Genomic DNA, 22,951 nt, shown 5'->3' on the forward strand with positions numbered 1-22,951 from the left:
GATATTGGTACTTTCTATCATACCAAAAAATATTCAGAATAATAAAAAAGACATAAAGGGGATGGATGACAATGAGTCAAACGACAACAAACCGTTTTTCAACAGAGGAATGGCAGGGGAAAAGAGATCAATATGTCGCAAGAGGCGTGAGTAATGGCAACCGTCATCTTGCAGCAAAAGGGAAGGGAGCCGAGCTGTTCGATATCGATGGGAAACGTTTTATCGATTTTGCCGGTGCTATCGGTACGTTAAATGTAGGGCATTCACATCCAAAGGTTGTGGAAGCCGTCAAAGCACAGGCAGACAGTCTGATTCACCCAGGATTCAACGTGATGATGTACGAATCGTATATTGAATTAGCTGAAAAGCTATGCCGCCTCACACCAGGCGATCATGACAAGAAAGCCATTTTTCTCAATTCAGGCGCAGAAGCCGTTGAAAATGCGGTGAAAATTGCACGTAAATATACGAAAAGACAGGCCGTTGTCTCGTTTACAAGAGGCTTCCACGGCAGAACGAATATGACGATGAGCATGACGAGTAAGGTCAAGCCATATAAATTTGGGTTCGGACCATTTGCGTCAGAGGTGTATCAAGCGCCATACCCGTATTACTATCAGAAGCCAGAAGGGTTAAGCGATGCAGCCTACGATGAGTACATCATTGATCAATTCAATCAATTCTTCGTCGCTGCCGTTGCACCAGAAACCGTTGCGTGTGTGGTCATGGAGCCAGTCCAAGGGGAGGGCGGATTCATTGTACCATCGAAGCGTTTTGTTCAGCATGTCGCTTCATTCTGTCAGCAGCACGGGATTGTCTTTGTAGCAGATGAGATCCAAACAGGCTTTGCGAGAACAGGGAAATATTTTGCGATTGAGCACTTTGATGTGGTGCCTGACTTAATCACGGTGTCAAAATCACTTGCAGCTGGCCTGCCGCTGAGCGGTGTCGTCGGCAGAAAAGAACTGCTTGATGCGGCAGATCCAGGGGAGCTAGGGGGAACATATGCAGGAAGTCCATTAGGCTGCGTGGCAGCACTAGCGGTTCTTGATATTATTGAATCAGAACAACTAAATCAACGATCTGAGCACATCGGACAAGTCATTGAGGACAAAGCGAATGAGTGGAGAAGTAAGTACTCATTCATCGGGGAAGTACGCCGATTAGGGGCAATGGCGGCGATTGAAATTGTGGAAGATCAAACAACGCGTACACCAGATAAGAAAACAGCCGCAGCGATTGCAGTCTATGCAAACAAGCACGGACTACTCTTATTAACGGCAGGGATTAATGGGAATATTATTCGCTTTTTAACACCACTTGTCATCACAGATGAGCTGCTTCATGAAGGACTAGGGATCATCGAGGACGCCTTCAAAGCACGCTAAACAACAAAGGGGGATGGTTGTATGCAAAAACAACAAATGGCAAAAACCATGTCGCAGTCTGACGTACTGTTTTTATCCATTGGTGCAATGCTTGGATGGGGCTGGGTTGTACTTTCGGGAGATTGGATTTTAACAGCTGGATTTTTAGGCAGTGTGATTGCCTTCGTTATAGGCGGTATTCTCGTCATTTTTATTGGACTGACGTATGCTGAGCTTTCGTCTGCGATTCCAGAGACAGGCGGAGGGCTCGTCTTTGTCCAGCGGGCATTTGGGATGAAATCAGCGTTCGTCTCAGCATGGGGCGTATTGTTTGGTTATGTGTCCGTCATTACGTTTGAGGCTGTTGCCTTGCCGACAGTTATTGATTATGTGATTCCAACAAAGCATGTTGGCTTCCTATGGAATATAGGGGGATGGGACGTTTATTTCACATGGGTATTGATTGGTTCTGGCGGTGCACTGTTTTTAACAGCACTGAATTACATTGGGGCAAAGCCCGCAGCCATTTTTCAGTCTGTGTTCACAGTAGCGATTATTTTGACAGGCTTTCTCCTTTTAGGCGGCGCGACTTTTAATGGAGATTTTGCAAACCTTGAGCCAATGTTTCAAGGCGGGGTTGGCGGGCTTATGGCCGTGTTAGTCATGATTCCTTTTTTATTCGTTGGTTTTGATGTGATTCCGCAAGTAGCAGCAGAGATTAATGCGCCAAAGAAAATCATTGGGAGAATTTTAATTATCTCCATCGTGAGTGCGGTCGTATTTTACCTACTTATTGTCTTTGGGGTAGCTGCGGGGCTATCAAAAGGACAGCTTGAAGCCTCTTCATTGGCGACAGCAGATGCCATGGTGCAGCTTCTCGGTCATCAAGCATTTGGGACAGTGCTTGTCATTGGCGGTGTAGCAGGGATTGTGACGAGCTGGAATGCTTTTATTATCGGTGCAAGCCGTATTCTATACGCGATGGCGGAAAGAGGCATGATTTCCAAATGGTTTGCGTATATTCATCCAAAGTATAAAACGCCGACAAATGCCATTTTATTTCTTGGTGCTTTGGCCTTTTTCGCTCCATTATTAGGGCGCCCTGCTCTCGTATGGATTGTCAATGCAGGCGGTGTTGGGATCATCGTCGGTTACTTAATTGTGTCCATTGCCTTTATGAAACTTCGTAAAGCAGAACCAGAACTTGAGCGTCCGTACCGCATTAAGTATTGGCGAACGACAGGCGTTTTAGCCATCGGGCTGAGTCTCCTGTTTCTTTCATTTTATTTTCCAGGGATGCCGGCCTCCTTATCATGGCCAGCTGAATGGATATTGCTTTTAGGTTGGGCACTCATTGGGTATATACTATATGTAATGAATCCAAGAACGAAGGAGACGGTAGAGCATGACAAACGAACTCAAAGTGTATAATCCTGCAACAGGAGAAGAAATTGCTTCAGTTGCTCAGCATACAAAAGAACAGATCGAAGACGCCATTTCTCGCTCACATCAAGCATTCAAAGCATGGGCAAAAACGTCAGCGCATGAACGTGCCAATATCATTCGCAAGTGGTTTGATCTCATGATTGAACATAAAGAAAGGCTCGCAAAAATCATCACGGAAGAAAACGGGAAGCCGTATCAAGAAGCATTAGGCGAAATCGTTTATGCGGCTGGATATATTGAATGGTACGCAGAGGAAGCCAAACGAATCTACGGCAGAACCATTCCGTCACATACGACGAACAAACGCCTTTTTGTCACAAAGCAGCCAGTTGGACCTGTTGCGGCCATTACACCGTGGAATTTCCCAGCAGCCATGATCACGAGAAAGGCAGCACCAGCACTTGCAGCGGGCTGTACCTTTATTGTGAAGCCTGCCGAAGATACGCCGCTGACGGCTATTGAACTTGTAAAATTAGGCCACGAAGCCGGAATTCCAGAGGATGCCCTGCAATGGGTGGTTGGAGATGGAAAAGAAGTCGGTGAAATATTCACAGATAGTCCATTGATTCGCAAAATCACGTTCACAGGCTCAACGCCGGTCGGAAAGCATTTGATCAAAAACAGTGCAAGTACAGTCAAGCACGTATCAATGGAGCTTGGTGGTCATGCCCCGCTCATCGTAGACAAAGATGCCAATCTTGAACTAGCTGTCAAACAAGCAGTGGCATCTAAATTCCGTAATGCAGGACAAACCTGTGTCTGTGCCAACCGCTTAATTGTGCATGAAGACATTCATGAAGCATTTGCTCAAGGCTTCAGCAAAGAGGTCGAAAAGCTGAAAGTGGGAAATGGCTTTGAAGAGGGCACATCCATCGGCCCAATTATCAACAAGCGTGGCTTTGATAAAATTGTCAGCCAAATTCAAGATGCAGTCGATAAAGGGGCGAAAATCCTTGTCGGCGGAGATACGCATTTCGATGATGACAAGTCGTATTATTTTGTCCAGCCAACGGTTCTCACACATGTGGACCCTTCCATGAACATCATGCATGAAGAAACCTTTGGACCAGTGGCACCGATTACGACGTTCAAAACGCTAGATGAAGCGATTGAATTAGCGAACGATACACCTTTTGGTCTTGCAGCTTATTTCTTTACAGAAAATTATCGAAACGGCCTCTACATCTCAGAGAATCTTGATTACGGGATTATTGGCTGGAATGATGGCGGCCCATCGGCTGTTCAAGCACCATTCGGAGGAATGAAAGAAAGCGGAATTGGCCGTGAAGGCGGCATCGAAGGGATCGAACCTTATTTAGAAACCAAATATGTATCCATTGGTTTAGACGAATAGACGTGAAAAAGACTGTCCGAATAAGGAATCTCGGCAGTCTTTTTTATGTTAAACAGCCGGCGGAAAAAGCTGCTCCACCGTTTCTTTTGTTTCTTTCAGAATGTCGTGGATGTAATCTGCTGGTGCCTGCTCCATGCTGCTGAACAAAAGTCGTTCAACAGGCTCAACACCAATAAAATTGAAGACTTCTGTATCTGATGTCATTCGGTGGGAAGCGGAAACGATCCGGTTAGAGTCAAGAAAGGTCCTTGGAGCATCGTGCGTGTTGATAATGACACCTTTTTTGTGCCGAAGCAGGTTTTCAATAGCCCCATGCTCATTGATTTGATAAGCGAAGCCCTCAGAAAAAACGCGTTCTACATAGCCCTTTAGCATAGCGGGTAAGCCTGTCCACCAAATGGGGAAAATAAACGTTAGGACATCTGCTTGCTGAATCAGCTTCTGCTCTGTTTGAATGGCAATTGGGAGATCACCCCGTTTGATCGCAGCCTTTTCCAAGATGCTTAGTTCTGGTGAAAAACCAAGAGCATAAACATCACGAACAGTCACTTTATGACCATTGTTCAAAAGAGTGCTGACAACAAGATCTAATAAGGTTTGATTTAAGCTTTGCTGGGGATGAGCAAATATAATTAGATGGTTCATCTTATAGCCTCCTAGGTGGTCATGTGTCTCATTATGGCATGCGTCATCATCCTATTCAATCCTATATTGGTAATAATAGGTTGGGAAAATGGAGGTTGATCGTCCAAGCTTGCAGGCAAAGCCTTGCATCTCGTGTTCAGGCAAGGTGGAAAGAAACAAAGCGATCGTTTCCGTGAAAACGATCGCTTACGAATCAATTATTTCTTTCTAAAAGCAAGCACAAGCGCAATCAGTGCTACGACTAGAGCAGCAATGGACAACCCTAGCACAAGTGGTGAAGAAGAATTGGAGGCTGTTTCAGATGCCTTTTCTTCTTTTGGTTTTTCTTGACCATGTGAATCCGTTACCGTATTAGATGCGACAATGTTTGTGATCGAATGCGGCTTATCAGCATCTTGATCGCCAGTCCATTCAACGACCGTTCCATCCTTATAATATTGATACGCATCCCATGCAGCTTCGCCTGCTTTTTCAGGGTTTTTCGCTACAAAAACGAATTGCTGGAACTGTCCGGCAAGCACGCCTTTACCCGTTGCTTCCCAAGTCACTCTTGTTACCTTGCCATCTTTTTCTTCAGTTGACGTTTTCCATCCAGAGACTGGCTCATATTGTTGGAATTCGACGCCTTTAGGTATTGTCAAGACAACCTTAGTCGTTGGGCTGTCACTCTCAGAAGGAACTTTTAACGTATAGGTTTCCCACGCATTTGTCGCAGACGTATCAGGTTTGACTGTGACGTGAGCACTTACAGGAATCGCCAATAAAAATGAAGCGAGAAGCATTGGTAATAAAGCTTTAACGTATTTTTTCATATGGTATGAACTCCTTTTAGTTTCTTCTAATAAATGTGGTATCAATATTTTCAAAAGAACCAGTTAACGCATGGATGTCAATTTTCCAAGTGCCTTTTTCATTTAACAAGAGGTTTTCAGCAGAGTAATGACCATTTTTTAATCGTTTCAGCTGAAATTCACTCGGTTTCTCTTCACCGAATAAGGTGACTTTATGGATCTTGGCTGACACAGATTGAATATCAGTAATCGTTTGTCCATCCTTCTTTGTAAATGCGACCTCGAATGTGTTTTTGCCCGGGGCATTAGGGGTAATGCTCATGGACACAATGTCACGATGCTCCACTTGGTTTGCGCCGAAGAACGGCTCAGGTGCAGGCGGAGGAGGGCTCGGGATATTGGTGAATACAGCTGTTAATAACAAGATAGCGATTCCGATGATCCACTCAGCTCGTAACGAAACGTTTTGTTTCTGTTTCTTTTCCCATCTTAGCATCAAGTAATGGACAAGCCCAAGAAGGCCCATCAAGATAAATAAGCCAAGCTTGATTAAAAAGGTTCGTCCGTATGCTGATTCGAAAAGAGCATCAAACGATTGCAAAATAAAGATCGCATTTACAAATCCTGAAAACACAATGAGTCCAACAGAGAGCAGTGCCCAAGGGTGAAACGCTGTTAACGTATTTCGTAAGAGCGGCTGATCTTCATTTGGCAGCTTCTTCAACAATAAAAGCACAATGGCTGTTAAACCACCGACCCAGATTGATGCAGAAACGAGATGGATGAAATCAAGTGACGTTGTCAGTATTTTATTATCCGTTGCTGCTGGATGTCCGATTTGTGCCTTCAGCCAGAGAAGTACTGCGAATAGGAGCAGTGGAAACAACCATACCCGAAAAGAAGTGAAATCCCCTTTTTTCATCGCAACTAGGCTCCAAATGGTTAGAAGAACAAATGACACCATGAGCATCATCCACAAACTACCGCCAGAAGTCGATGCAATGGTTTCTTGTAAAAGCGCTGGCTGAAATGCTCCCCAAAAAGACACGTCTGCCGCTGATTTTGTTTGAATCGGCAGCTGGAACATGAGTGCTCCGCCCATCATGACCAGTGACAATGTCAAAAGCCATTTCATTCGTTTCGCTAATACAGGTGAAATGGCTGCTTTAAACCAAAACAGTCCAAACAAAATGGTCCCGAGAAATAAGCTAAACGACGTATAAAGAAAGGCTTTGTCAATGGTTGAGGCAACATCGATGGATTCATTCGTTTGACCTTGATCTAATTGGTCAAAACCGCCATCCGCTTTGCCAATACTAAACGGGATCATGCCAGAGACAGAGTGCCCGTCTGCTGATACCGCATTCCATTGAATGGTGTAAATTCCCTTTGGTAAACCCTTTTTTAAAGCAGCTTCCATGATTTTTTGATCTTTGATGACCGTATCACCTTGATCCACACGATCACCTTTTGCATTTAGCACCTTAATGGCATGAAATCCACTTTCGATTCCTTCACTAAATGTGATAGAGACCGAAGGAGGCTGCTTCTCCAGCTCTTCATTTGCTGCTGGATTCGAGCTGACGACGTATGCATGGGCAAATGCTTCCTTTGGAATGAAAAAAGCAAACGTAACGATAAGGAGCAGAAGCCACTTACTATGTTTCAACAAGTGTATAACCGCCTTTCTACCTATGAAAATGTCTCATGTATCAGAAAGAAAGCGGCAGTAAACTGTGAGTCACAGAAAAAACCGCTCCTCCTATTGTGCCGCTCACTCTAAAAGGTAAACGAAACAAACAGCAAGATGGTTCACTTTTTCTGTGTCATGTCTGCGCAGACATTTCTTGATTGAATAGGTTTGATCATGTATAAGCCTATTCGATTTAAGAAGAGGAAACAAGAAGTGACGATTTGAAAGTTGTGAAATTCCAATGAATTTTGCGTCAAAACCACGGCACATCAACTTTTTTACTCTATTTGTCCTATGCTCTGACAGAGAATTCACATCATATTTCAATTTTGTCACACACTAAGTGACAAAGTGACATTTAGTTTCAATTGAAGGGAAAGTGAAAGCGTTTTACGATAAGGTTAAGGGCTTCACTGACACTTGTTCTTATATCTTTTGACCTATAAAGCCCTAAATAAAGGGAAAGAAGAAAGGAGTTTTCATAGATGCAGGAAAAAAGCGGATTCCGCGTAAAAGTACAGCGCTTTGGAAGCTATTTAAGCGGCATGATTATGCCGAATATTGGAGCATTTATCGCTTGGGGACTCATTACGGCCTTATTCATTCCGAGTGGCTATTGGCCAAATGAACAATTAGCTTCACTTGTTGGCCCAATGATCAACTACTTACTGCCGCTCTTAATCGGTTACACAGGCGGTAAACTCGTATACGACCATCGAGGCGGGGTACTCGGTGCAACCGCGACGATTGGGGTCATTGTCGGTTCGGACATTCCAATGTTTTTAGGTGCCATGATCATGGGACCACTTGGCGGTTACTTGATTAAGAAAATTGATCAGCTCTTCAAAGATCGAATCAAATCGGGCTTTGAAATGCTTGTGAATAACTTTACGGCAGGGATTTTAGGTGCCATTCTTGTCGCGATTGCCTTCTACGCCATCGGACCAGTGGTACTTGGTCTAAATAAAGCCCTTGCGGCAGGTGTAGATATCATTGTGAATGCACATTTGCTTCCGCTGGCAAGTATTTTCATTGAACCAGCGAAAGTCTTGTTCTTAAACAATGCGATTAATCAAGGGATATTAGGTCCTTTAGGAGTAGAGCAAGCGGCGAAGACAGGGCAGTCCGTTCTGTTCTTGCTTGAAACAAACCCAGGGCCAGGTTTAGGTGTTCTACTTGCATACATGTTCTTCGGAAGAGGGAATGCAAAGCAGTCTGCACCGGGTGCGATTGTCATTCAATTTTTAGGAGGAATTCATGAGATTTACTTCCCGTACATCTTAATGAAACCAAAGCTCATTTTGGCGGTGATTGCAGGGGGAGCGAGCGGCGTTCTGACCTTTACCCTGTTAAATGCAGGCTTAAAGGCTGTGCCGTCACCAGGAAGTATTATCGCTCTCATGCTGATGTCACCAAAAGGCGGACATCTTGCTGTTCTAGCAGGTGTTGTCGTGGCTACCGTCGTCTCATTCCTTGTCGCTTCTGTGATTTTAAAAGCTTCAAAAGCAGTTGCCGAAGACTTAACAGCAGCAACAGAAAAAATGCAGGACATGAAAGGGAAGAAAAGCGCAGCCGCCTCTGCTCTTACAGCACAAAAAGAAGACGCTGAAGCAAATGAGCAAGCAGCATCTCCAAGTGATGTCAATCCAGATGATGTGAACAAAATCATCTTTGCCTGTGATGCAGGAATGGGCTCAAGTGCGATGGGCGCATCCATCTTAAAGAATAAAGTCAAAAAGGCAGAGCTTGATATTGATGTGACAAACACATCCATCAGCAACATTCCAAATGATGCTGATGTGGTCTTCACTCATAAAGATTTAACAGACAGAGCCAAGGCAAAATTGCCAGGCGCTGTGCATATCTCAGTTGATAATTTCTTAAACAGCCCGAAATACGATGAGCTAATTGAGAAATTGAAAAAATAACATGGCGAAACGGGTTGAGTTCAATTTTTCTTCATTGAACTCCCCGTTTTGGTTGTTTTCCTGATTTTCCATTCTAAAAAAAGGTGTGATCATTCATGAAACAAGTACTATCAAAAGACAATATATTTCTAAACGAACAAGCAGGCTCGAAAGAAGAAGCCATTAAAAAAGCAGGCGAAGTCCTAGTGGCAAATGGCTATGTCACAAGTGATTATGTTGACAAAATGTTTGAAAGAGAAAATATCTCGTCTACATTTATGGGCAACGGGATTGCGATTCCTCATGGCACAGAGGATGCGAAAGCAGCTGTCCTTCATTCTGGGATTTCCATCATTCAAATTCCAGATGGCGTTGAATACGGCGAAGGAAATATCGCCAAAGTCGTCTTTGGCATCGCAGGTAAAAACAACGAACATCTCGATATTCTTTCTCAAATTGCGATTGTCTGTTCAGAAGAGGAAAATGTAGAACGCATCATCCATGCAAAGGATCAGGATGAATTGATCGCCATCTTTAACGAGGTGAACTAACATGAAGGCACTTCATTTTGGAGCAGGGAATATTGGCAGAGGGTTTATCGGTTCTTTGTTAAAAACATCAGGCTTTGAGCTTGTCTTCACTGATGTAAATGAAGCGGTCATCAACGAGCTGAATGCAAGAGGAGAATACACGGTTGAACTCGCAGCACCAGGTCAGAAGCAAGAAGTAGTCGGTCCAGTGACAGCGATCAATTCTGCACAAGACCCAGCGGCATTAACAGAGGCGGTGGCATCAGCCGATTTGATTACAACAGCTGTTGGACCAACCGTTTTGAAGATCATTGCTTCATCGATTGCTGAAGGATTGAAACAGAAAAAGCCTGACCATATCATCAACATCGTGGCATGTGAAAATATGATTGGAGGCAGCTCTCATTTAAAAGAAGCCGTTTTCTCTCATCTAACAGAAGAGGAACAAGAAGCGTTATCAAAAACAGTTGGTTTTCCAAACGCTGCTGTGGACCGCATTGTGCCGATTCAGCACCATGAGGACATTTTAAAAGTATCAGTCGAGCCATTTTTCGAATGGGTCATTGATGAGACTGGCTTTATTGGGGACGTTCCTCAAATTGACGGAGCGACCTTTGTACAAGATTTGACGCCGTATATTGAGCGCAAGCTCTTTACTGTCAATACAGGACATGCACTAGCGGCTTATGTCGGGTATCAGCAAGGCGTTCAAACGATTAAAGAAGCCGTCGATACACCAGAGATTCGCCAGGTGGTTGAAGGTGCACTGCACGAAACGGGCAGTTATTTAATCGACACATATGGCTTTGAAAAAGAAGAACATGATGCGTATATTCAAAAAATCATCAAACGATTCGAAAATGCTTTTATCTCCGACGAAGTCACTCGCGTCGCACGCTCTCCTCTTAGAAAGCTAGGAGCAGATGACCGTTTAATCGGACCGGCGAAAAAGATCAAGCAGCCAGTGTACTTAATCAAAGGCATTGCTGCAGCTCTCGCTTATGACTTCGCCGAAGACGAAGAAGCGGTTCGTTTGCAGGCATTAAGAAAAGAAAAAGGCATTGAAGGTGTGCTGGAAGAAGTATGTGGCCTCACGCCAGCAGATGATCTCTATCAAGCCATTCTTAAAGAAACAGATCGATAATTAGAAAATCCCTTTCCAACGAGTGAAAGGGATTTTTTGATGACTTTTTAATACTTTACCCCGTTTGTCGATATATGAAGTAAGGGGGAATTTGTATATGAAAAGGAAAATGTTTGCGTCAAGGAGTGTCTTTTTTCAATTAATGTCTGCCATTATCGTCATCACGATCTTAACCGGCGGACTTGTTGGGACAACGGGGTATTTATTAGCGAAACATGTCTTAATTGATGCGGGGAAAGCCGATTTAAAGCACATCGTCAGCGGTGCAATGGCTACACTTGAACAGTTGAATGATCGTGTAGAGAAAAAAGAACTGACGATTGAACAGGCACAGGAACAAGCCCGCATTTACTTGAGCGGGCCAAAAAATGACAACGGGAAAGGGTACCAATTTCAAAAGTCAGATTTTATCTATAAAAATAAAGGCTATCTTGTCGCATATGGAGCAGATTATTCCTCTCAAGTCCATCCTGTCAATGACATTGGCGTCATTCCAGATAACACGACCAATCGTGAAAAAATGGTCGCTGGAGCCAAATCAGAAGGCGAGGATGCACACTATGTGACCTATTTAGATAAGGACGATGCCACTGGGGAAGAAAAGCAAAAGCTTGCCTATATGAGCCAGTTCACGCCCTGGAATTGGAGTATCGGCATTGCCGTCTTTCAGGATGAATTTTATAAAGAATTAGAGCAGATGAAGCTCTATATCATGCTCATTACAGCAGGTGTCGCTCTTCTCAGCCTTGGCGTCTTTTATTTAGCTGCTCGAGGAAAGGTCAGACTGCTCAAGCAAGTCACTGCTGCTTCAAAAGAAATTGCGGCGGGGAATATTGAACGCACGAGTTTAAAAGAAACAACAGATGAAATTGGACAGCTGGCAAAAGGCTTTAATCATATGTCAGGAGAACTCCGGACACTTGTAAGCGGTCTACAGGAAACGAGCAGTCAACTCGTCGAATCAGCCACAGATTTATCAGCAATATCTGAAGAAACCTCAGCTAGCAGTGAAGAGATTGGCCGAGCGATTGGTGACATATCGACTGGAACGCTTCATCAGGCATCTGACCTTGATGTAGCCAATCAACAAATGACCCAGTTCAATCAATCGATTGAGAACGTCAAAGAACAAAGTGACCAAATTAAACGAATCTCTGACCAATCGAATCAATCTTCGCAGCAGGGCCAGCAAATTGTTCAGCAATTAAAACAATCAAATGAACAATCCATTCAAGCGTCTCAAGGCATTAGAGCAGGCATTGAGCAATTAAGTACAAAAGTACAGGATATCTCTAAAATTACAGATACGATTGAAAGTATTTCAAATGAGACGAATTTACTTGCGCTGAATGCCAGCATAGAAGCAGCACGCGCAGGAGAGCACGGCAAGGGCTTCTCGGTTGTGGCGAGTGAAGTGCGGAATTTAGCAGAGCAGACAAAACAATCAGCTGTGCAAATTCAGCAAATGGTACAAGGCATTAAAGAAGAAACGACGGCAACAGCCGACATGATGTCAAACACAATGGATCGTTTCGCTGAGTTAGATGACGCGGTACATGCAACAGAACATGAATTCAATGCCATCTCTACGTCGATTTCACAAACCATCGTTGAAACAGACGCAATGGCAAAAGAGCTGAATGCATTACTAGAGCAAAACGACCTCATCACAAAAGCCATGCAAGGCGCAGCCCATATTTCTCAGGAAAATGCCGCTGCGATCGAAGAGATCACCGCATCCACAGACGAACAAGTGACAGCCATCTCTAATGTGGCAAAAGCAGCAGAAAGGCTCAATGAACTAAGCATACGATTGAATCACGATATTGCGCGCTATCGTCTATAAACCATTTTGACTGAACGTCTCGTTTCAGGTACTATATAGTTAATCAAAACCTTGCTCACGCAATCAAAAGGGAGTGTTCCGGTCATGAAAAAGAAAATATTGATGTTCTTACCTTGTGGCTATGGATACTCCACTGCTGTTTTCTTTTAGGATAGATAGAAATTGGTGAAGTCTGTCTACATGAAGAGAAATCTAGCAGAAAAATCAAAGTGAGTGAGGGAAATCATATGGAAAAAATCACAAGAAAAAACCCAGAAAGTATGCCGAAGCCCGTTGGCAGCTATAGTCATATCACAAGAGTACCAAAGGGCGCGGGATTATTTGTTACATCGGGTCAAGTCGGAACAGATATCGATGGACAGGTACCATCAAGTTTAAACGACCAGGTAACCAATACGTTTGAAAATATCAAAAAAATCCTTGAATCAGAAGGATTGAATGAAGAGCATGTCATCAAGGTCAATATATGGGCAACAGAAGAAATCGACTGGGATCATCTATATCCTCAGTGGGATACGATCTTCAAAACAGCTTACCCATCAATGACGGTTGCTTATGTATCAGCTTTAGGATGGCCTGAGCTGAAAATTGAAATTGAGCTATGGTGCGCCGATATATGATCAAAAAAAGAACAGTGCAAACTGTTCTTTTTTACTTGAACCGAAACCGCTTTGTCATCCATGCAGCGATCAACGTAAAGACGGTGTAGATGATGACCCAAATGAGAAAGGATTCATCCCCGCCAATGTATGTGTACATGAGAATGACGCTGGCTAACAGGACAATCAAAGTCGGCATCCAAACATTCTTCAAAAGCATTGTGCCAAAAATGCCAATCAGCACAGAAAGAATAGGGAAGCCAAATACAACGAATAAAATAAAAACAGCCATATGACGAACTCCTTTTAACAAGTGTTACATTAAAAAATAAAAGATCGACACTGCCATGTGCGGAAGTGCAAAGATCATCATGAGAAAGGCCGTATCCAGACGCCACATGCGGTGTTCTTTCGTTTCAGAATGATAGGCGGCTCTTGTTTCATCTCCGCTTGTCCAAGCCCCCATTAGAAGCCCAGACATCATGATCCCGATAATAGAGATTCCACCACTGACCCATCCTATCCACTCATGGTGCTGCAAAATAATAGCGGCACTGCAAATCACAATCATTGAGCAAACACCGGCGATAAAGGCATGTTTTTTTCTCATACTGGTTCACTCCTTTAAACAGGATTAGGAGACGGCATCACATATTTCAATGAAATGACCATCAGGATCAGCGACATAAGCGACGGTTTGACCCCATGGTTTTTTTGCAGGTTCTTTGATGATCGAAACCCCTTTTTTCTTCATTGATGCAATGGTTTGTTCCACATCATCCACAACAAATCCAATCTCAAACGTTTGCGAGGATTGATTTGCTTCAGGGACAGGCAATCCAAGTGCATCTTTGACATCCTGACGCGAGTTAATCGATAATGTCACGTCCCCCGTGTCAAACTCAACATAGGATTCAACCCTAAGTTTCATAGGAAAGCCAAGTACATGTTGATAAAAATGAATACTTGCCTCAACATCGTTTACATATAGAATGGTATATTTCATTTTCATGTGAAAAACTCCTCTCTTCATATACGTGTCAAAACCGGAAAGGTTTCCCACTCAGTGTACCATATAGGATATAAAGCATGTTTTATTCCAAAAAAATCAATATATTTAGCTCGATAGTCTTGAAAAACAAAAAGTGGTGACATATGATAAAAATGTAAAAATAGAAAAAATAGGGGGATTCTACATGTTGAAAAAAATCATGGTGGCTGTCTTGTCCTTAGGTCTTTTACTAAGCGTTACACAAGTCGACACCCACACTGCAGATGCAAAAACAGTCAAGTCCTACAAAAACTGCAAAGCGCTGAACAAAGTCTATAAAGGCGGCGTAGCGAAAAGCAAAAACACGAAAAACAAAGGCGGCAAAACAAAGTACAAGCCGTATGTGTCAAAAGCACTTTACCAAAAAAATAAGCGACTTGACCGTGATAAAGACGGGATTGCATGTGAACGCTAAGCCAATGCGAAGAGACCTGTAACAAGGTCTTTTTTCTATGGGATCAAACTCGTCCCTTTGTGCCATCTCCCTCTTTATATTAAAATAAAGATAGTTACAAAAAATGATACAAAGAGGGGTACTCAATTTGTCCATTCAAGCTGATAAGAAAGACATCCGATTGATTGCCATTGATATGGATGGCACGCTGTTAAACAGTGAACACGTCATTCCAGAGGAAAATAAACAAGCCATTAAAGATGCTGAAGCAAAAGGGGTCCATGTGGTGATTAGCACAGGGCGGACGCTGATGACATGCCGAGAGCTGGTTGAGCCGCTCAAGCTGTCCTCTTACCTTGTGACAGCAAACGGAAGTGAAATCTGGGATTCAAACTTCCAGCTGATCGAACGAGATCTATTGCATCCTGATCATGTCCAAATGATGTGGGATCTAAAAAATAGGTACGAAACCGATTACTGGGCTTCCACTGTGGATAAGGTGTGGAGAGGTGAATTCCCAGAACGAATTCATGACCATGAATGGTTGAAATTTGGCTTTGATATTCATGATGATGACGTTCGAGAGGAAGTACTCAATACATTGAAAACAAACGAGCATCTAGAAATCACAAATTCAAGTCCAACCAATATCGAAGTCAACGCAGCTGGCATTAACAAAGCGGCAGCTCTTGCAAAGGTAGCAGAACGCATTGGCTGTACGATGGACAATGTCATGTCACTTGGCGACAGCCTAAATGATATGGCTATGATCCAAGAAGCCGGATTAGGTATTGCGATGGGAAATGCGCAAGAAGTGGTGAAAGAAGCCGCTGATTGGATTACAGCTCCTAACACAGAACACGGTGTAGCAAAAGCCATCCAGCATTGGGTGCTGTCTAAATAAAGAACATGATGAAAAAGCGAGAGGCGATATCCTCTCGCTTTTTTATGTCCTAGTTCTATTGTTATGTTTTCTGACAATGTCATGTGCAATCTATCCAAAATTGATATAATCAATATAAATTCGAATATTCGGACTTTATGTTCCGTTATTCGGAACAACAAGGAGGGATCCTATGTATCAAGTAGATATCAACTGTGATTTGGGAGAAAGCTTTGGTCAATATACTATCGGTTCGGATGAACAAATTTTAGAATATGTCACCTCAGCCAACATCGCTTGTGGTTTTCATGCAGGAGATCCAACAGTCATGAGAAAAACCGTCAGAATGGCACTGGATAAAGGGGTCCGAATTGGCGCGCATCCGGGTCTGCAAGATTTAGTCGGATTTGGCAGACGTCCAATGGCGATTTCAGCAGAGGAAGCCTATGATCTCGTCGTCTATCAAATTGGCGCTCTATCAGCCTTTCTCAAAGCAGAAGGCGGCACGATGCAGCATGTCAAGCCACACGGCGCCCTGTACAACATGGCAGCTAAAAATACTGAATTATCTGAATCGATTGCGAAGGCTGTGTATCATGTCGATCCAAGTCTTGTATTATACGGGCTTTCAGGCAGTGAACTTGCGATAGCAGGTGAGAGAATGGGTCTTCAAGTGGCGCATGAAGTATTTTCTGATCGGACCTATCAATCAGACGGGACGCTGACATCCCGCCGCGAACCACACGCACTCATTGAAGACGATGAACTGGCCGTTCAGCAAGTCGTTCGTATGGTGAGAGAAGGGAAGGTTCATACCGTTCAAGGGGAAGACATTTCGCTTAAAGCGGATACTGTCTGTATTCACGGAGACGGCATCCATGCGCTCCAATTTGCCAAAACTATTACATCAAAGCTAAAAGAAGCGAGCATTCATCTCAAAGCCTTTCAATAAAAATCGTCATCAAAGGGGGAAACAGCATGAAAAAAGAGGAAGTCAAGCACACGAAGGCACCAAAGGGGAACCGGTCTATGCTGATGGGCGCAGCCTTTTTAATGGCGACGTCCGCCATCGGACCGGGATTTTTAACACAAACGACTGTCTTTACACAGCAGCTGGCGGCTAGTTTTGGGTTTGTCATTCTCATCTCTATTTTGTTAGATATTTTTGCGCAAACCAATGTATGGCGCATCATCGCTGTGTCAGAAAAACGAGGGCAGGATATTGCAAATATGGTTCTGCCGGGTCTCGGCTATGTCCTGGCCGTTTTGATTGTCATTGGGGGACTTGCCTTTAACATCGGAAATATCGCTGGTGCTGGTCTCGGTTTTCAGGTCATTTTCGGAGTCGATCCGCGAATCGGTGCAGGGGTCAGTGCTGCTATTGCTATTCTGATCTTTGTGATCAAAGAGGCTGGAAAAGCGATGGACCGTTTCACACAGATAGCGGGTTTTGTCATGATTGGTCTGATGCTGTATGTGGCGATTTCAACAGCACCGCCAGTTGGAGAAGCGGCAGTGAGAACATTTGTCCCAGAGAAAATTGATATTTTATCCATTGTGACACTTGTAGGCGGAACAGTAGGCGGCTATATCGTCTTCGCTGGCGGACACCGCTTGCTGGATGCAGGTATTAAGGGGAAGGAAGCATTGCCCCAAGTGACGAAAAGCTCTATTTTCGGTGTCCTCATTACGTCCATCATGCGTGTAGCACTCTTTCTTGCTACATTAGGAGTTGTCGCAAAAGGCTTGCAGATTGATCCATCTAACCCGCCTGCCTCTGTATTTCAACTAGCTTCAGGAAATATCGGATATAAAATGTTTGGCATTATTATGTGGGCTGCGGCAATTACGTCCGTCATTGGAGCAGCATATACATCAGTGTCCTTCTTTAAAACCTTCTCGCCAAAAATTGAGCAAAATCAACGTGGCATTATCATCGGCTTTATTGCCCTCTCGACCATTTGTTTTATTACGATCGGAAGACCTGTGAACATATTGATATTAGTTGGGGCAATCAATGCATTGATCTTACCGCTCGCGCTTGGCACCTTGCTGGTAGCGGCTTATAAGAAAGACATTGTCGGGGATTATCGACATCCATTCTTTTTGACAGTATCAGGCGCATTTGTAGTTGTCATCATGGCAATGATGGGCGGATATACCATCATCAATGAAATTCCAAAACTATGGAGCTGAATCGAATGAATATCTATCAAACATATGAGCCTTCACAGATCAGAGAGTTGATTCGTAAAAAAGAAATCACAGGGCCAACGGCAGGCCTAGCAGAGGGATATGCTCAAGCCAACTTAATGATCGTCAAAAAGGAACTTGCCTTTGATTTCCTGTTGTTTTGTCAGCGCAATCCGGCTGCATGCCCCTTGCTTGATGTGCTGGAGCCGGGTGATCCAGTGCCGAGACGGTCTGCACCTCAAGCGGATATTCGTACGGACTTTCCTAAATACCGTGTTTACCGAAAAGGGATTCTTCAAGAAGAGGTGTCAGATATCTCTGCTTATTGGGAGGACGATATGGTTGCCTTTCTCATCGGCTGCAGTTTTACGTTTGAGCATGCGCTCATGCTGAATGATATCCCTGTTCGCCATATTGAAAACGGCCATAACGTTCCGATGTATCAAACGAATATCGCTTGTGAAAGGGCGGGGGCATTTCATGGCCCGATGGTCGTCAGCATGAGACCCATTCCGGCGCATCAGATCACAAGAAGTGTACAAGTGACGTCTAGGTTCCCGTCAGTTCATGGTGGCCCCATTCATATAGGTGACCCAGCGATGATCGGAATTGACAATGTGGATCAGCCGGACTTTGGAGAACCATCTGTGATCAAAGAAGGAGAGGTCCCGGTGTTTTGGGCATGTGGTGTGACGCCGCAAGCCATTGTCATGCATACAAAACCAGACATTGCGATTACCCATGCACCTGGGCATATGTTCATCACAGATCAACGAGATCAACAGCTTGGTGTGCTTTAGAAAGAGAGGGGTCCTCAAGTGGCATTTTCAACAATAAAAAATTCTATCACCTTCCACCCGTTAGGAGATGCAGCGATCGTTATTCAAGCAGGAGCAGACATATGTGAAGAAATTCATGAGCGTGTTGTGCAGCTGTTTTCTTGTATTGAACAGCATCCATTTGCCGGATATGTGGAAGCTGTTCAAGCCTTTACAAACGTGACTGTTTTCTACGAGCCTTATACCGTTTATCAATCTGCCCATCTTCAACAACAAGATTTGTCCCCCTATGAATGGGTGAAAAGCTATATTGAAACACTCCTTGAAGAGAAATGGCAGGAGGGGGTTCAGGCTAAGCGCCGCACCATCGACATACCGGTCTGCTACGGGGGAGAGCTGGGTCCTGATTTAGAAGAAGTCGCCCGGATCAATCATTTAACACCAGAAGAAGTCGTGCGTATTCACACCGCAGGGACGTATCTTGTCTATATGATTGGATTTGCCCCAGGGTTTCCGTTTTTAGGCGGGCTGTCTGAAAAGATCGTAGCCCCGCGCAGGGAAACACCGAGAATGTCCATTCCAAAAGGATCTGTCGGCATTGCGGGAAAGCAGACCGGCGTTTACCCCATTTCCACACCTGGCGGCTGGCAGCTCATTGGACAAACACCGCTGCCACTCTTTCGACCAGACGAGAAAGTCCCGAGTCTATTGAGAGCAGGGGACGAGGTCAGATTTGTCCAAATGTCTGAAAAGGAATTTTTCAGCATGAAGGAGGCAGAACGTTGAGTATTCATGTCATCAAGCCAGGAATGTTCACAACCATTCAAGATAAAGGGCGGAAAGGCTATCAAAAGTATGGCGTCTTAACGAGCGGCGGCATGGATGCGCTCTCGCTTAGAATTGCCAACATTCTCACAGGCAACGAGGAAAACGAAGCCGTACTGGAAATCACATTAATGGGGCCGGGTCCTGTGTTGACATGTCACAAGGATGCGCTTATTGCAGTGACTGGCGCTGATGTGGAGATCGACATCGATGGAGAGCCAGCCCCTTTATGGAAGCCGCTTTTTATTCGAGCAGGAAGCACGATCACCTTTGGACCTTGTAAAAGAGGCTGCCGCGCTTACTTTGCTGTGGCAGGCGGATTCGATGTAGAGCCGGTGATGGAGAGCAAAAGCACTTATGTGAGAGCAGGAATCGGTGGACTGAACGGACGTCCGCTTGAAAAAGGAGACATCCTGTCCATTGGAAAGCCTTTAATCGTAGCGGATCGATTGTCTGATAGACTCAAAAGCAATCTGAAGCAGTCGGCGTACAGCGCACCCGATTGGACTGTAAGTCATACACATTTTTTGCCGCTGCGGAAATCGCCCGTGATTCGGGTGCTGCCAGGGAGACACCTTTCTTTTTTTCAAGAAACATCTCAACACACCTTTTTTGAACAGCCTTACCAGGTCACGCCTCAATCAGATCGCATGGGCTGCCGCTTGAAGGGGGAGCCGGTTTATTTAAAAGAAAAGCTTGAATTGATTTCAGAGGCGGTTGCCTTTGGTTCTATTCAAATTCCTCCTGACGGTCAGCCGATTATTCTGCTGGCAGATCGGCAAACAACAGGCGGATACCCGCGGATTGGAGAAGTTGCGACGGTCGATCTGCCGCTCATAGCACAAGCGATGCCCGGGGCGAATTTGTATTTTAAGCGAATCGACCATCAGGACGCGGAGCAGGCGCTATTTAAGCAAGAAGCAGAACTGAAGGAGCTTGCTGCTAGAATCAAGCTGGAAGCATTCGTTTAGAAAAGGGGATGGCCATGCAAAATACAAATAAAACCGTCGTGAAATCAATGGAGATTTTGCGGCTGTTTATCGCTCGTGACCAATTAACGTTAAATGAAATGATCGAGCTTTCCAGCATGCCGAAAACGTCTGTGCACCGCATGGCGAGCTCTTTAACCGATATGGGGTTATTAGAAAAGCAAGATTCAGGTGCTTATCGGTTAGGACTGATGTTTCTAGAATACGGTCAGCTTGTGGCAGATCGCCTTGATATTCGGAGAATTGCAAGACCATTTATGGAAGGCTTGCGGGATGAAGTGGGAGAAGCTGTACAGCTCATCGTTCGTGAAGGAGACGAAGCCATTTACGTGGATAAAATTGAAGGGACGCAGCCTGTTCGTCTCTACACCGCCGTCGGCAGGCGCTCTCCTTTATATGCGGGTGCTTGTGCAAGAAGTATTCTCTCCTTTTTGCCAGAGAACGAGAGACTCGCCTATATCGATTCGATTGAGCTAGGGAAAATCGGAATCGGAACCATTACAGATAAAGAGGTTCTTCGAAACATACTGGAAGAATCAAATGAGCGGGGGTATACGTTAAGTTATTCGGAGCTTGAAAACTATACAGCTGCGGTTGGAGCACCTATATTCAATCACCTTGGGGAAGTCGCAGCAGGAATTAGTATTGCTGGGTTTGAAGCAGGTTATCAAAAGGAACGTCTTCCATACTTAATTGAACAAGTCAAAAAAGCCGCGAGCGGTATCTCCAGAGAATTAGGCTTTCATCTAGATAAATAAAAAGCCAATGACCGTTAAGATCATTGGCTTTTCGCGTTCAGTTTATTAGAAAGTTTTACCTAAAGCTTTTGCACGTTCGATTGCATCTGCTTTAATTTGCTCTGCTTTCGCAGGTTCAGCATTGTGACCTTCAACGATAAGACCTTCGAAAGAAGGAATTCCGAAGAAGCTCGCAATTGTACCAAGGTAACGGTGGCCTGCTTCAAGTTCAGCAGCAGGACCTTCAGTGTAGTATCCGCCACGTGCTTGGATGTGTAGAGCTTTTTTGTCTGTTAATAATCCAACAGGACCTTGCTCCGTGTATTTGAATGTTTTACCAGCTACAGCAACAGAGTCGATGTATGCTTTAAGAACTGGTGGGAATGAGAAGTTCCAAAGTGGTGAAACAAATACATATTTGTCAGCAGAAACGAATTGATCGCTTAATTCGTTTAGGCGAGCAACTTTCGCTTGCTCTTCAGCTGAAAGTGTATCGAAACCAGCACCTGATTGCAGCTTGCCCCAGCCAGCGAATACATCTGCATCAATGTGAGGGATGTTTTCTTTGTACAAATCGATATGTACAACCTCGTCACTTGGATTTGCTTCCTTATAAGATTCGATAAATGCTTTAGCAGTAGCCATACTGTAAGAAACTGTTTCATCATGCGGATGTGCAGTGATGTATAAAACTTTTGCCATGTTCATTCAATCCTTTCTGTTTCAGTGATTTTTTTAGCGTATCCCAAAGATACACTGAATATGTGGCATCTTTAATCATAGTGGAATGCTACGAAAAAGATGTAACAAGCACAGTTACATAAAAACTGATATTTTTATTGTAATCACAATGTAGTTTGAAGTCAAGGTATAAAGTCTCGAAATCAAGATAAAAAGTTTGTCAATTTTTCTGGAACGCATGCAGGTGCAAATTTCATGATCTCAACCTATTCTTATTGAACAAAAAATCAGTCGATCTCGCAAGTAAAGAGTTTGTAAAGACGTCTCATGAAAAAAATGAATGCCTCTAAGTCATCTGCTACAAGCATCTGTTCTCCGATTTCGTATATATAAGAGAAGGCAGGAGAGAGTGAGGGATAAGAGTGGGACGATCCTATGTTGCGATTGGAGATTCCTTAACAGTTGGAGTGGGGGCACGTTTATTTGGTGGAGGCTTCGGAGAGCGGTATCAGTGGATGCTTGAAAAAAAGACACGTGCGCCAGTCGAGCTGTCTGTATTTGCAAAGTCAGGGTTAACAACAGATCAGATTTTACAGCTGTTCAAACGATCTGATGTGAGGCGTGCTATTGCAGCAGCTGACATCATCACCATCACAGGCTGTGGGAATGACCTTGTTCAAGCGATTCAGCAGTATGAAAAGGGTGAAGATGAAAAGAAATTGCTGCAAGCGACGCTGCATTGCCAAGCAAATTTCAGCAAAATGATTCAAGAAATCGCTCAGATCAAAAGAGGGCAGAAGCAGCCCTATTGCGTGTATCTCATGAATTTATATAATCCTTTTCCGCAAATACCTATAGCCGGGCGGTGGCTTCAGCAATACAATCATCAGCTTCGCTCGCTTGCTGCAAATCCGCATGTAGAGGTTGTGGATGTGTACCGGGCGTTTGAAGGACATGAAAATGAGTACTTATCGATTGATCAATTTCATCCGAACCATAAAGGATATGAAGCAATGGCAAAAGCATTGTTTCAACAATCCTGTAAACAGCTGTAATCCATTGGGATTGCAGTTTTTTTCATCCTTTTAAATGAAGGA

Annotated in this window: 24 protein-coding genes; 17 read left to right on the plus strand and 7 right to left on the minus strand. The window is 44.1% G+C overall.

Annotated elements, in window-relative coordinates:
- Positions 1-71: 71 nt before the first annotated feature.
- Genes gabT through MHB83_RS07105 form a run of 3 tightly spaced genes read left to right on the plus strand, consistent with a single transcriptional unit; the run spans position 72 to position 4,167 of the window.
- On the plus strand, positions 72-1,388 hold the full coding sequence (gabT, locus tag MHB83_RS07095) for a 4-aminobutyrate--2-oxoglutarate transaminase (RefSeq protein WP_050945505.1): 1,317 nt from the start codon (positions 72-74) through the stop codon (positions 1,386-1,388).
- Between the two features lie 21 nt (positions 1,389-1,409).
- On the plus strand, positions 1,410-2,798 hold the full coding sequence (locus MHB83_RS07100; RefSeq protein ID WP_342496761.1) for an APC family permease: 1,389 nt from the start codon (positions 1,410-1,412) through the stop codon (positions 2,796-2,798).
- A complete protein-coding gene (locus tag MHB83_RS07105) occupies positions 2,773-4,167 on the plus strand; it encodes an NAD-dependent succinate-semialdehyde dehydrogenase (RefSeq protein ID WP_050945507.1) in 1,395 nt (464 codons plus the stop codon). The genes MHB83_RS07100 and MHB83_RS07105 overlap by 26 nt, the downstream gene beginning before the upstream one ends.
- Before the next feature lie 48 nt (positions 4,168-4,215).
- Here the strand turns inward: MHB83_RS07105 and MHB83_RS07110 are convergent, their stop codons facing one another.
- The 3 genes from MHB83_RS07110 to MHB83_RS07120 all read right to left on the minus strand — a co-directional run bounded on the left by MHB83_RS07110 (position 4,216) and on the right by MHB83_RS07120 (position 7,275).
- Positions 4,216-4,812 carry an NAD(P)H-dependent oxidoreductase gene (locus MHB83_RS07110; protein ID WP_003213835.1) on the minus strand — a complete coding sequence of 199 codons (597 nt, stop codon included), beginning with the start codon at positions 4,810-4,812 and terminating at the stop codon, positions 4,216-4,218.
- Positions 4,813-5,009: 197 nt separating this feature from the next.
- On the minus strand, positions 5,010-5,624 hold the full coding sequence (locus MHB83_RS07115; RefSeq protein WP_003214390.1) for a DUF1775 domain-containing protein: 615 nt from the start codon (positions 5,622-5,624) through the stop codon (positions 5,010-5,012).
- 16 nt (positions 5,625-5,640) lie between these two features.
- Positions 5,641-7,275 carry a copper resistance CopC/CopD family protein gene (locus tag MHB83_RS07120; RefSeq protein WP_342496762.1) on the minus strand — a complete coding sequence of 545 codons (1,635 nt, stop codon included), beginning with the start codon at positions 7,273-7,275 and terminating at the stop codon, positions 5,641-5,643.
- 506 nt (positions 7,276-7,781) lie between these two features.
- Between MHB83_RS07120 and MHB83_RS07125 the strand changes: the two genes are divergently transcribed.
- From MHB83_RS07125 to MHB83_RS07145, 5 genes are all read left to right on the plus strand, one after another.
- A complete protein-coding gene (locus MHB83_RS07125; RefSeq protein ID WP_342496763.1) occupies positions 7,782-9,224 on the plus strand; it encodes a PTS mannitol transporter subunit IICB in 1,443 nt (480 codons plus the stop codon).
- Between the two features lie 95 nt (positions 9,225-9,319).
- Positions 9,320-9,754 carry a PTS sugar transporter subunit IIA gene (locus tag MHB83_RS07130; protein ID WP_012008933.1) on the plus strand — a complete coding sequence of 145 codons (435 nt, stop codon included), beginning with the start codon at positions 9,320-9,322 and terminating at the stop codon, positions 9,752-9,754.
- Position 9,755: 1 nt separating this feature from the next.
- A complete protein-coding gene (locus MHB83_RS07135; protein ID WP_310026034.1) occupies positions 9,756-10,877 on the plus strand; it encodes a mannitol-1-phosphate 5-dehydrogenase in 1,122 nt (373 codons plus the stop codon).
- A 97-nt stretch (positions 10,878-10,974) separates the two neighbouring features.
- Positions 10,975-12,723, plus strand: coding sequence for a methyl-accepting chemotaxis protein (locus MHB83_RS07140; protein ID WP_310026036.1), 1,749 nt, complete (start codon positions 10,975-10,977; stop codon positions 12,721-12,723).
- Positions 12,724-12,950: 227 nt separating this feature from the next.
- Positions 12,951-13,343, plus strand: a complete 393-nt coding sequence (locus MHB83_RS07145) for a RidA family protein (protein WP_034664057.1) — start codon at positions 12,951-12,953, stop codon at positions 13,341-13,343.
- A gap of 31 nt (positions 13,344-13,374) precedes the next feature.
- Here MHB83_RS07145 and MHB83_RS07150 read toward each other — a convergent pair whose 3' ends face one another.
- From MHB83_RS07150 to MHB83_RS07160, 3 genes are read right to left on the minus strand one after another with little or no spacing between them, the layout of a single operon-like run.
- Complete coding sequence (locus MHB83_RS07150; RefSeq protein WP_003214096.1) at positions 13,375-13,614, minus strand: DUF2651 family protein; 240 nt, start codon at positions 13,612-13,614, stop codon at positions 13,375-13,377.
- A 24-nt stretch (positions 13,615-13,638) separates the two neighbouring features.
- Complete coding sequence (locus MHB83_RS07155) at positions 13,639-13,932, minus strand: DUF5316 domain-containing protein (RefSeq protein ID WP_137055614.1); 294 nt, start codon at positions 13,930-13,932, stop codon at positions 13,639-13,641.
- A 24-nt stretch (positions 13,933-13,956) separates the two neighbouring features.
- Positions 13,957-14,334, minus strand: coding sequence for a VOC family protein (locus MHB83_RS07160; RefSeq protein WP_310026043.1), 378 nt, complete (start codon positions 14,332-14,334; stop codon positions 13,957-13,959).
- Between the two features lie 184 nt (positions 14,335-14,518).
- Here MHB83_RS07160 and MHB83_RS07165 point away from each other — a divergent pair, with 184 nt between their 5' ends.
- The 8 genes from MHB83_RS07165 to MHB83_RS07200 all read left to right on the plus strand — a co-directional run bounded on the left by MHB83_RS07165 (position 14,519) and on the right by MHB83_RS07200 (position 21,194).
- Positions 14,519-14,788: an excalibur calcium-binding domain-containing protein gene (locus MHB83_RS07165; protein WP_003214076.1), complete on the plus strand. Its 270-nt coding sequence runs from the start codon at positions 14,519-14,521 to the stop codon at positions 14,786-14,788.
- Positions 14,789-14,915: 127 nt separating this feature from the next.
- A complete protein-coding gene (locus MHB83_RS07170) occupies positions 14,916-15,671 on the plus strand; it encodes a Cof-type HAD-IIB family hydrolase (RefSeq protein WP_012008941.1) in 756 nt (251 codons plus the stop codon).
- Between the two features lie 172 nt (positions 15,672-15,843).
- Positions 15,844-16,602: a 5-oxoprolinase subunit PxpA gene (locus MHB83_RS07175; RefSeq protein ID WP_003214363.1), complete on the plus strand. Its 759-nt coding sequence runs from the start codon at positions 15,844-15,846 to the stop codon at positions 16,600-16,602.
- A gap of 26 nt (positions 16,603-16,628) precedes the next feature.
- Positions 16,629-17,846: an NRAMP family divalent metal transporter gene (locus MHB83_RS07180; RefSeq protein ID WP_050945512.1), complete on the plus strand. Its 1,218-nt coding sequence runs from the start codon at positions 16,629-16,631 to the stop codon at positions 17,844-17,846.
- Positions 17,847-17,851: 5 nt separating this feature from the next.
- Positions 17,852-18,643, plus strand: a complete 792-nt coding sequence (locus tag MHB83_RS07185; RefSeq protein WP_212046382.1) for a putative hydro-lyase — start codon at positions 17,852-17,854, stop codon at positions 18,641-18,643.
- A gap of 18 nt (positions 18,644-18,661) precedes the next feature.
- Complete coding sequence (gene pxpB / locus MHB83_RS07190; RefSeq protein WP_342496764.1) at positions 18,662-19,408, plus strand: 5-oxoprolinase subunit PxpB; 747 nt, start codon at positions 18,662-18,664, stop codon at positions 19,406-19,408.
- Positions 19,405-20,418, plus strand: a complete 1,014-nt coding sequence (locus MHB83_RS07195; protein WP_342496765.1) for a biotin-dependent carboxyltransferase family protein — start codon at positions 19,405-19,407, stop codon at positions 20,416-20,418. Before pxpB ends, MHB83_RS07195 begins: the two co-directional genes overlap by 4 nt.
- Before the next feature lie 14 nt (positions 20,419-20,432).
- Complete coding sequence (locus tag MHB83_RS07200) at positions 20,433-21,194, plus strand: IclR family transcriptional regulator (RefSeq protein ID WP_050945516.1); 762 nt, start codon at positions 20,433-20,435, stop codon at positions 21,192-21,194.
- A 45-nt stretch (positions 21,195-21,239) separates the two neighbouring features.
- Here MHB83_RS07200 and MHB83_RS07205 read toward each other — a convergent pair whose 3' ends face one another.
- Positions 21,240-21,875, minus strand: coding sequence for an FMN-dependent NADH-azoreductase (locus tag MHB83_RS07205; RefSeq protein ID WP_003214444.1), 636 nt, complete (start codon positions 21,873-21,875; stop codon positions 21,240-21,242).
- 401 nt (positions 21,876-22,276) lie between these two features.
- Between MHB83_RS07205 and MHB83_RS07210 the strand changes: the two genes are divergently transcribed.
- On the plus strand, positions 22,277-22,909 hold the full coding sequence (locus tag MHB83_RS07210; protein WP_340865538.1) for a GDSL-type esterase/lipase family protein: 633 nt from the start codon (positions 22,277-22,279) through the stop codon (positions 22,907-22,909).
- Positions 22,910-22,951 lie beyond the last annotated feature (42 nt).

It is taken from the genome of Bacillus sp. FSL K6-3149 (genome assembly GCF_038630515.1).
GTDB classification, from domain to species: Bacteria; Bacillota; Bacilli; order Bacillales; family Bacillaceae; genus Bacillus; species Bacillus pumilus.

Coding starts and splice junctions, on each gene's coding strand:
- gabT (WP_050945505.1), top strand. CDS start 72: ATGAGTCAAACGACAACAAACCGTTTTTCAACAGAGGAATGGCAGGGG.
- MHB83_RS07100 (WP_342496761.1), top strand. CDS start 1,410: ATGCAAAAACAACAAATGGCAAAAACCATGTCGCAGTCTGACGTACTG.
- MHB83_RS07105 (WP_050945507.1), top strand. CDS start 2,773: ATGACAAACGAACTCAAAGTGTATAATCCTGCAACAGGAGAAGAAATT.
- MHB83_RS07110 (WP_003213835.1), bottom strand. CDS start 4,812: ATGAACCATCTAATTATATTTGCTCATCCCCAGCAAAGCTTAAATCAA.
- MHB83_RS07115 (WP_003214390.1), bottom strand. CDS start 5,624: ATGAAAAAATACGTTAAAGCTTTATTACCAATGCTTCTCGCTTCATTT.
- MHB83_RS07125 (WP_342496763.1), top strand. CDS start 7,782: ATGCAGGAAAAAAGCGGATTCCGCGTAAAAGTACAGCGCTTTGGAAGC.
- MHB83_RS07130 (WP_012008933.1), top strand. CDS start 9,320: ATGAAACAAGTACTATCAAAAGACAATATATTTCTAAACGAACAAGCA.
- MHB83_RS07135 (WP_310026034.1), top strand. CDS start 9,756: ATGAAGGCACTTCATTTTGGAGCAGGGAATATTGGCAGAGGGTTTATC.
- MHB83_RS07140 (WP_310026036.1), top strand. CDS start 10,975: ATGAAAAGGAAAATGTTTGCGTCAAGGAGTGTCTTTTTTCAATTAATG.
- MHB83_RS07145 (WP_034664057.1), top strand. CDS start 12,951: ATGGAAAAAATCACAAGAAAAAACCCAGAAAGTATGCCGAAGCCCGTT.
- MHB83_RS07150 (WP_003214096.1), bottom strand. CDS start 13,614: ATGGCTGTTTTTATTTTATTCGTTGTATTTGGCTTCCCTATTCTTTCT.
- MHB83_RS07155 (WP_137055614.1), bottom strand. CDS start 13,932: ATGAGAAAAAAACATGCCTTTATCGCCGGTGTTTGCTCAATGATTGTG.
- MHB83_RS07160 (WP_310026043.1), bottom strand. CDS start 14,334: ATGAAAATGAAATATACCATTCTATATGTAAACGATGTTGAGGCAAGT.
- MHB83_RS07165 (WP_003214076.1), top strand. CDS start 14,519: ATGTTGAAAAAAATCATGGTGGCTGTCTTGTCCTTAGGTCTTTTACTA.
- MHB83_RS07175 (WP_003214363.1), top strand. CDS start 15,844: ATGTATCAAGTAGATATCAACTGTGATTTGGGAGAAAGCTTTGGTCAA.
- MHB83_RS07180 (WP_050945512.1), top strand. CDS start 16,629: ATGAAAAAAGAGGAAGTCAAGCACACGAAGGCACCAAAGGGGAACCGG.
- MHB83_RS07185 (WP_212046382.1), top strand. CDS start 17,852: ATGAATATCTATCAAACATATGAGCCTTCACAGATCAGAGAGTTGATT.
- MHB83_RS07200 (WP_050945516.1), top strand. CDS start 20,433: ATGCAAAATACAAATAAAACCGTCGTGAAATCAATGGAGATTTTGCGG.
- MHB83_RS07205 (WP_003214444.1), bottom strand. CDS start 21,875: ATGGCAAAAGTTTTATACATCACTGCACATCCGCATGATGAAACAGTT.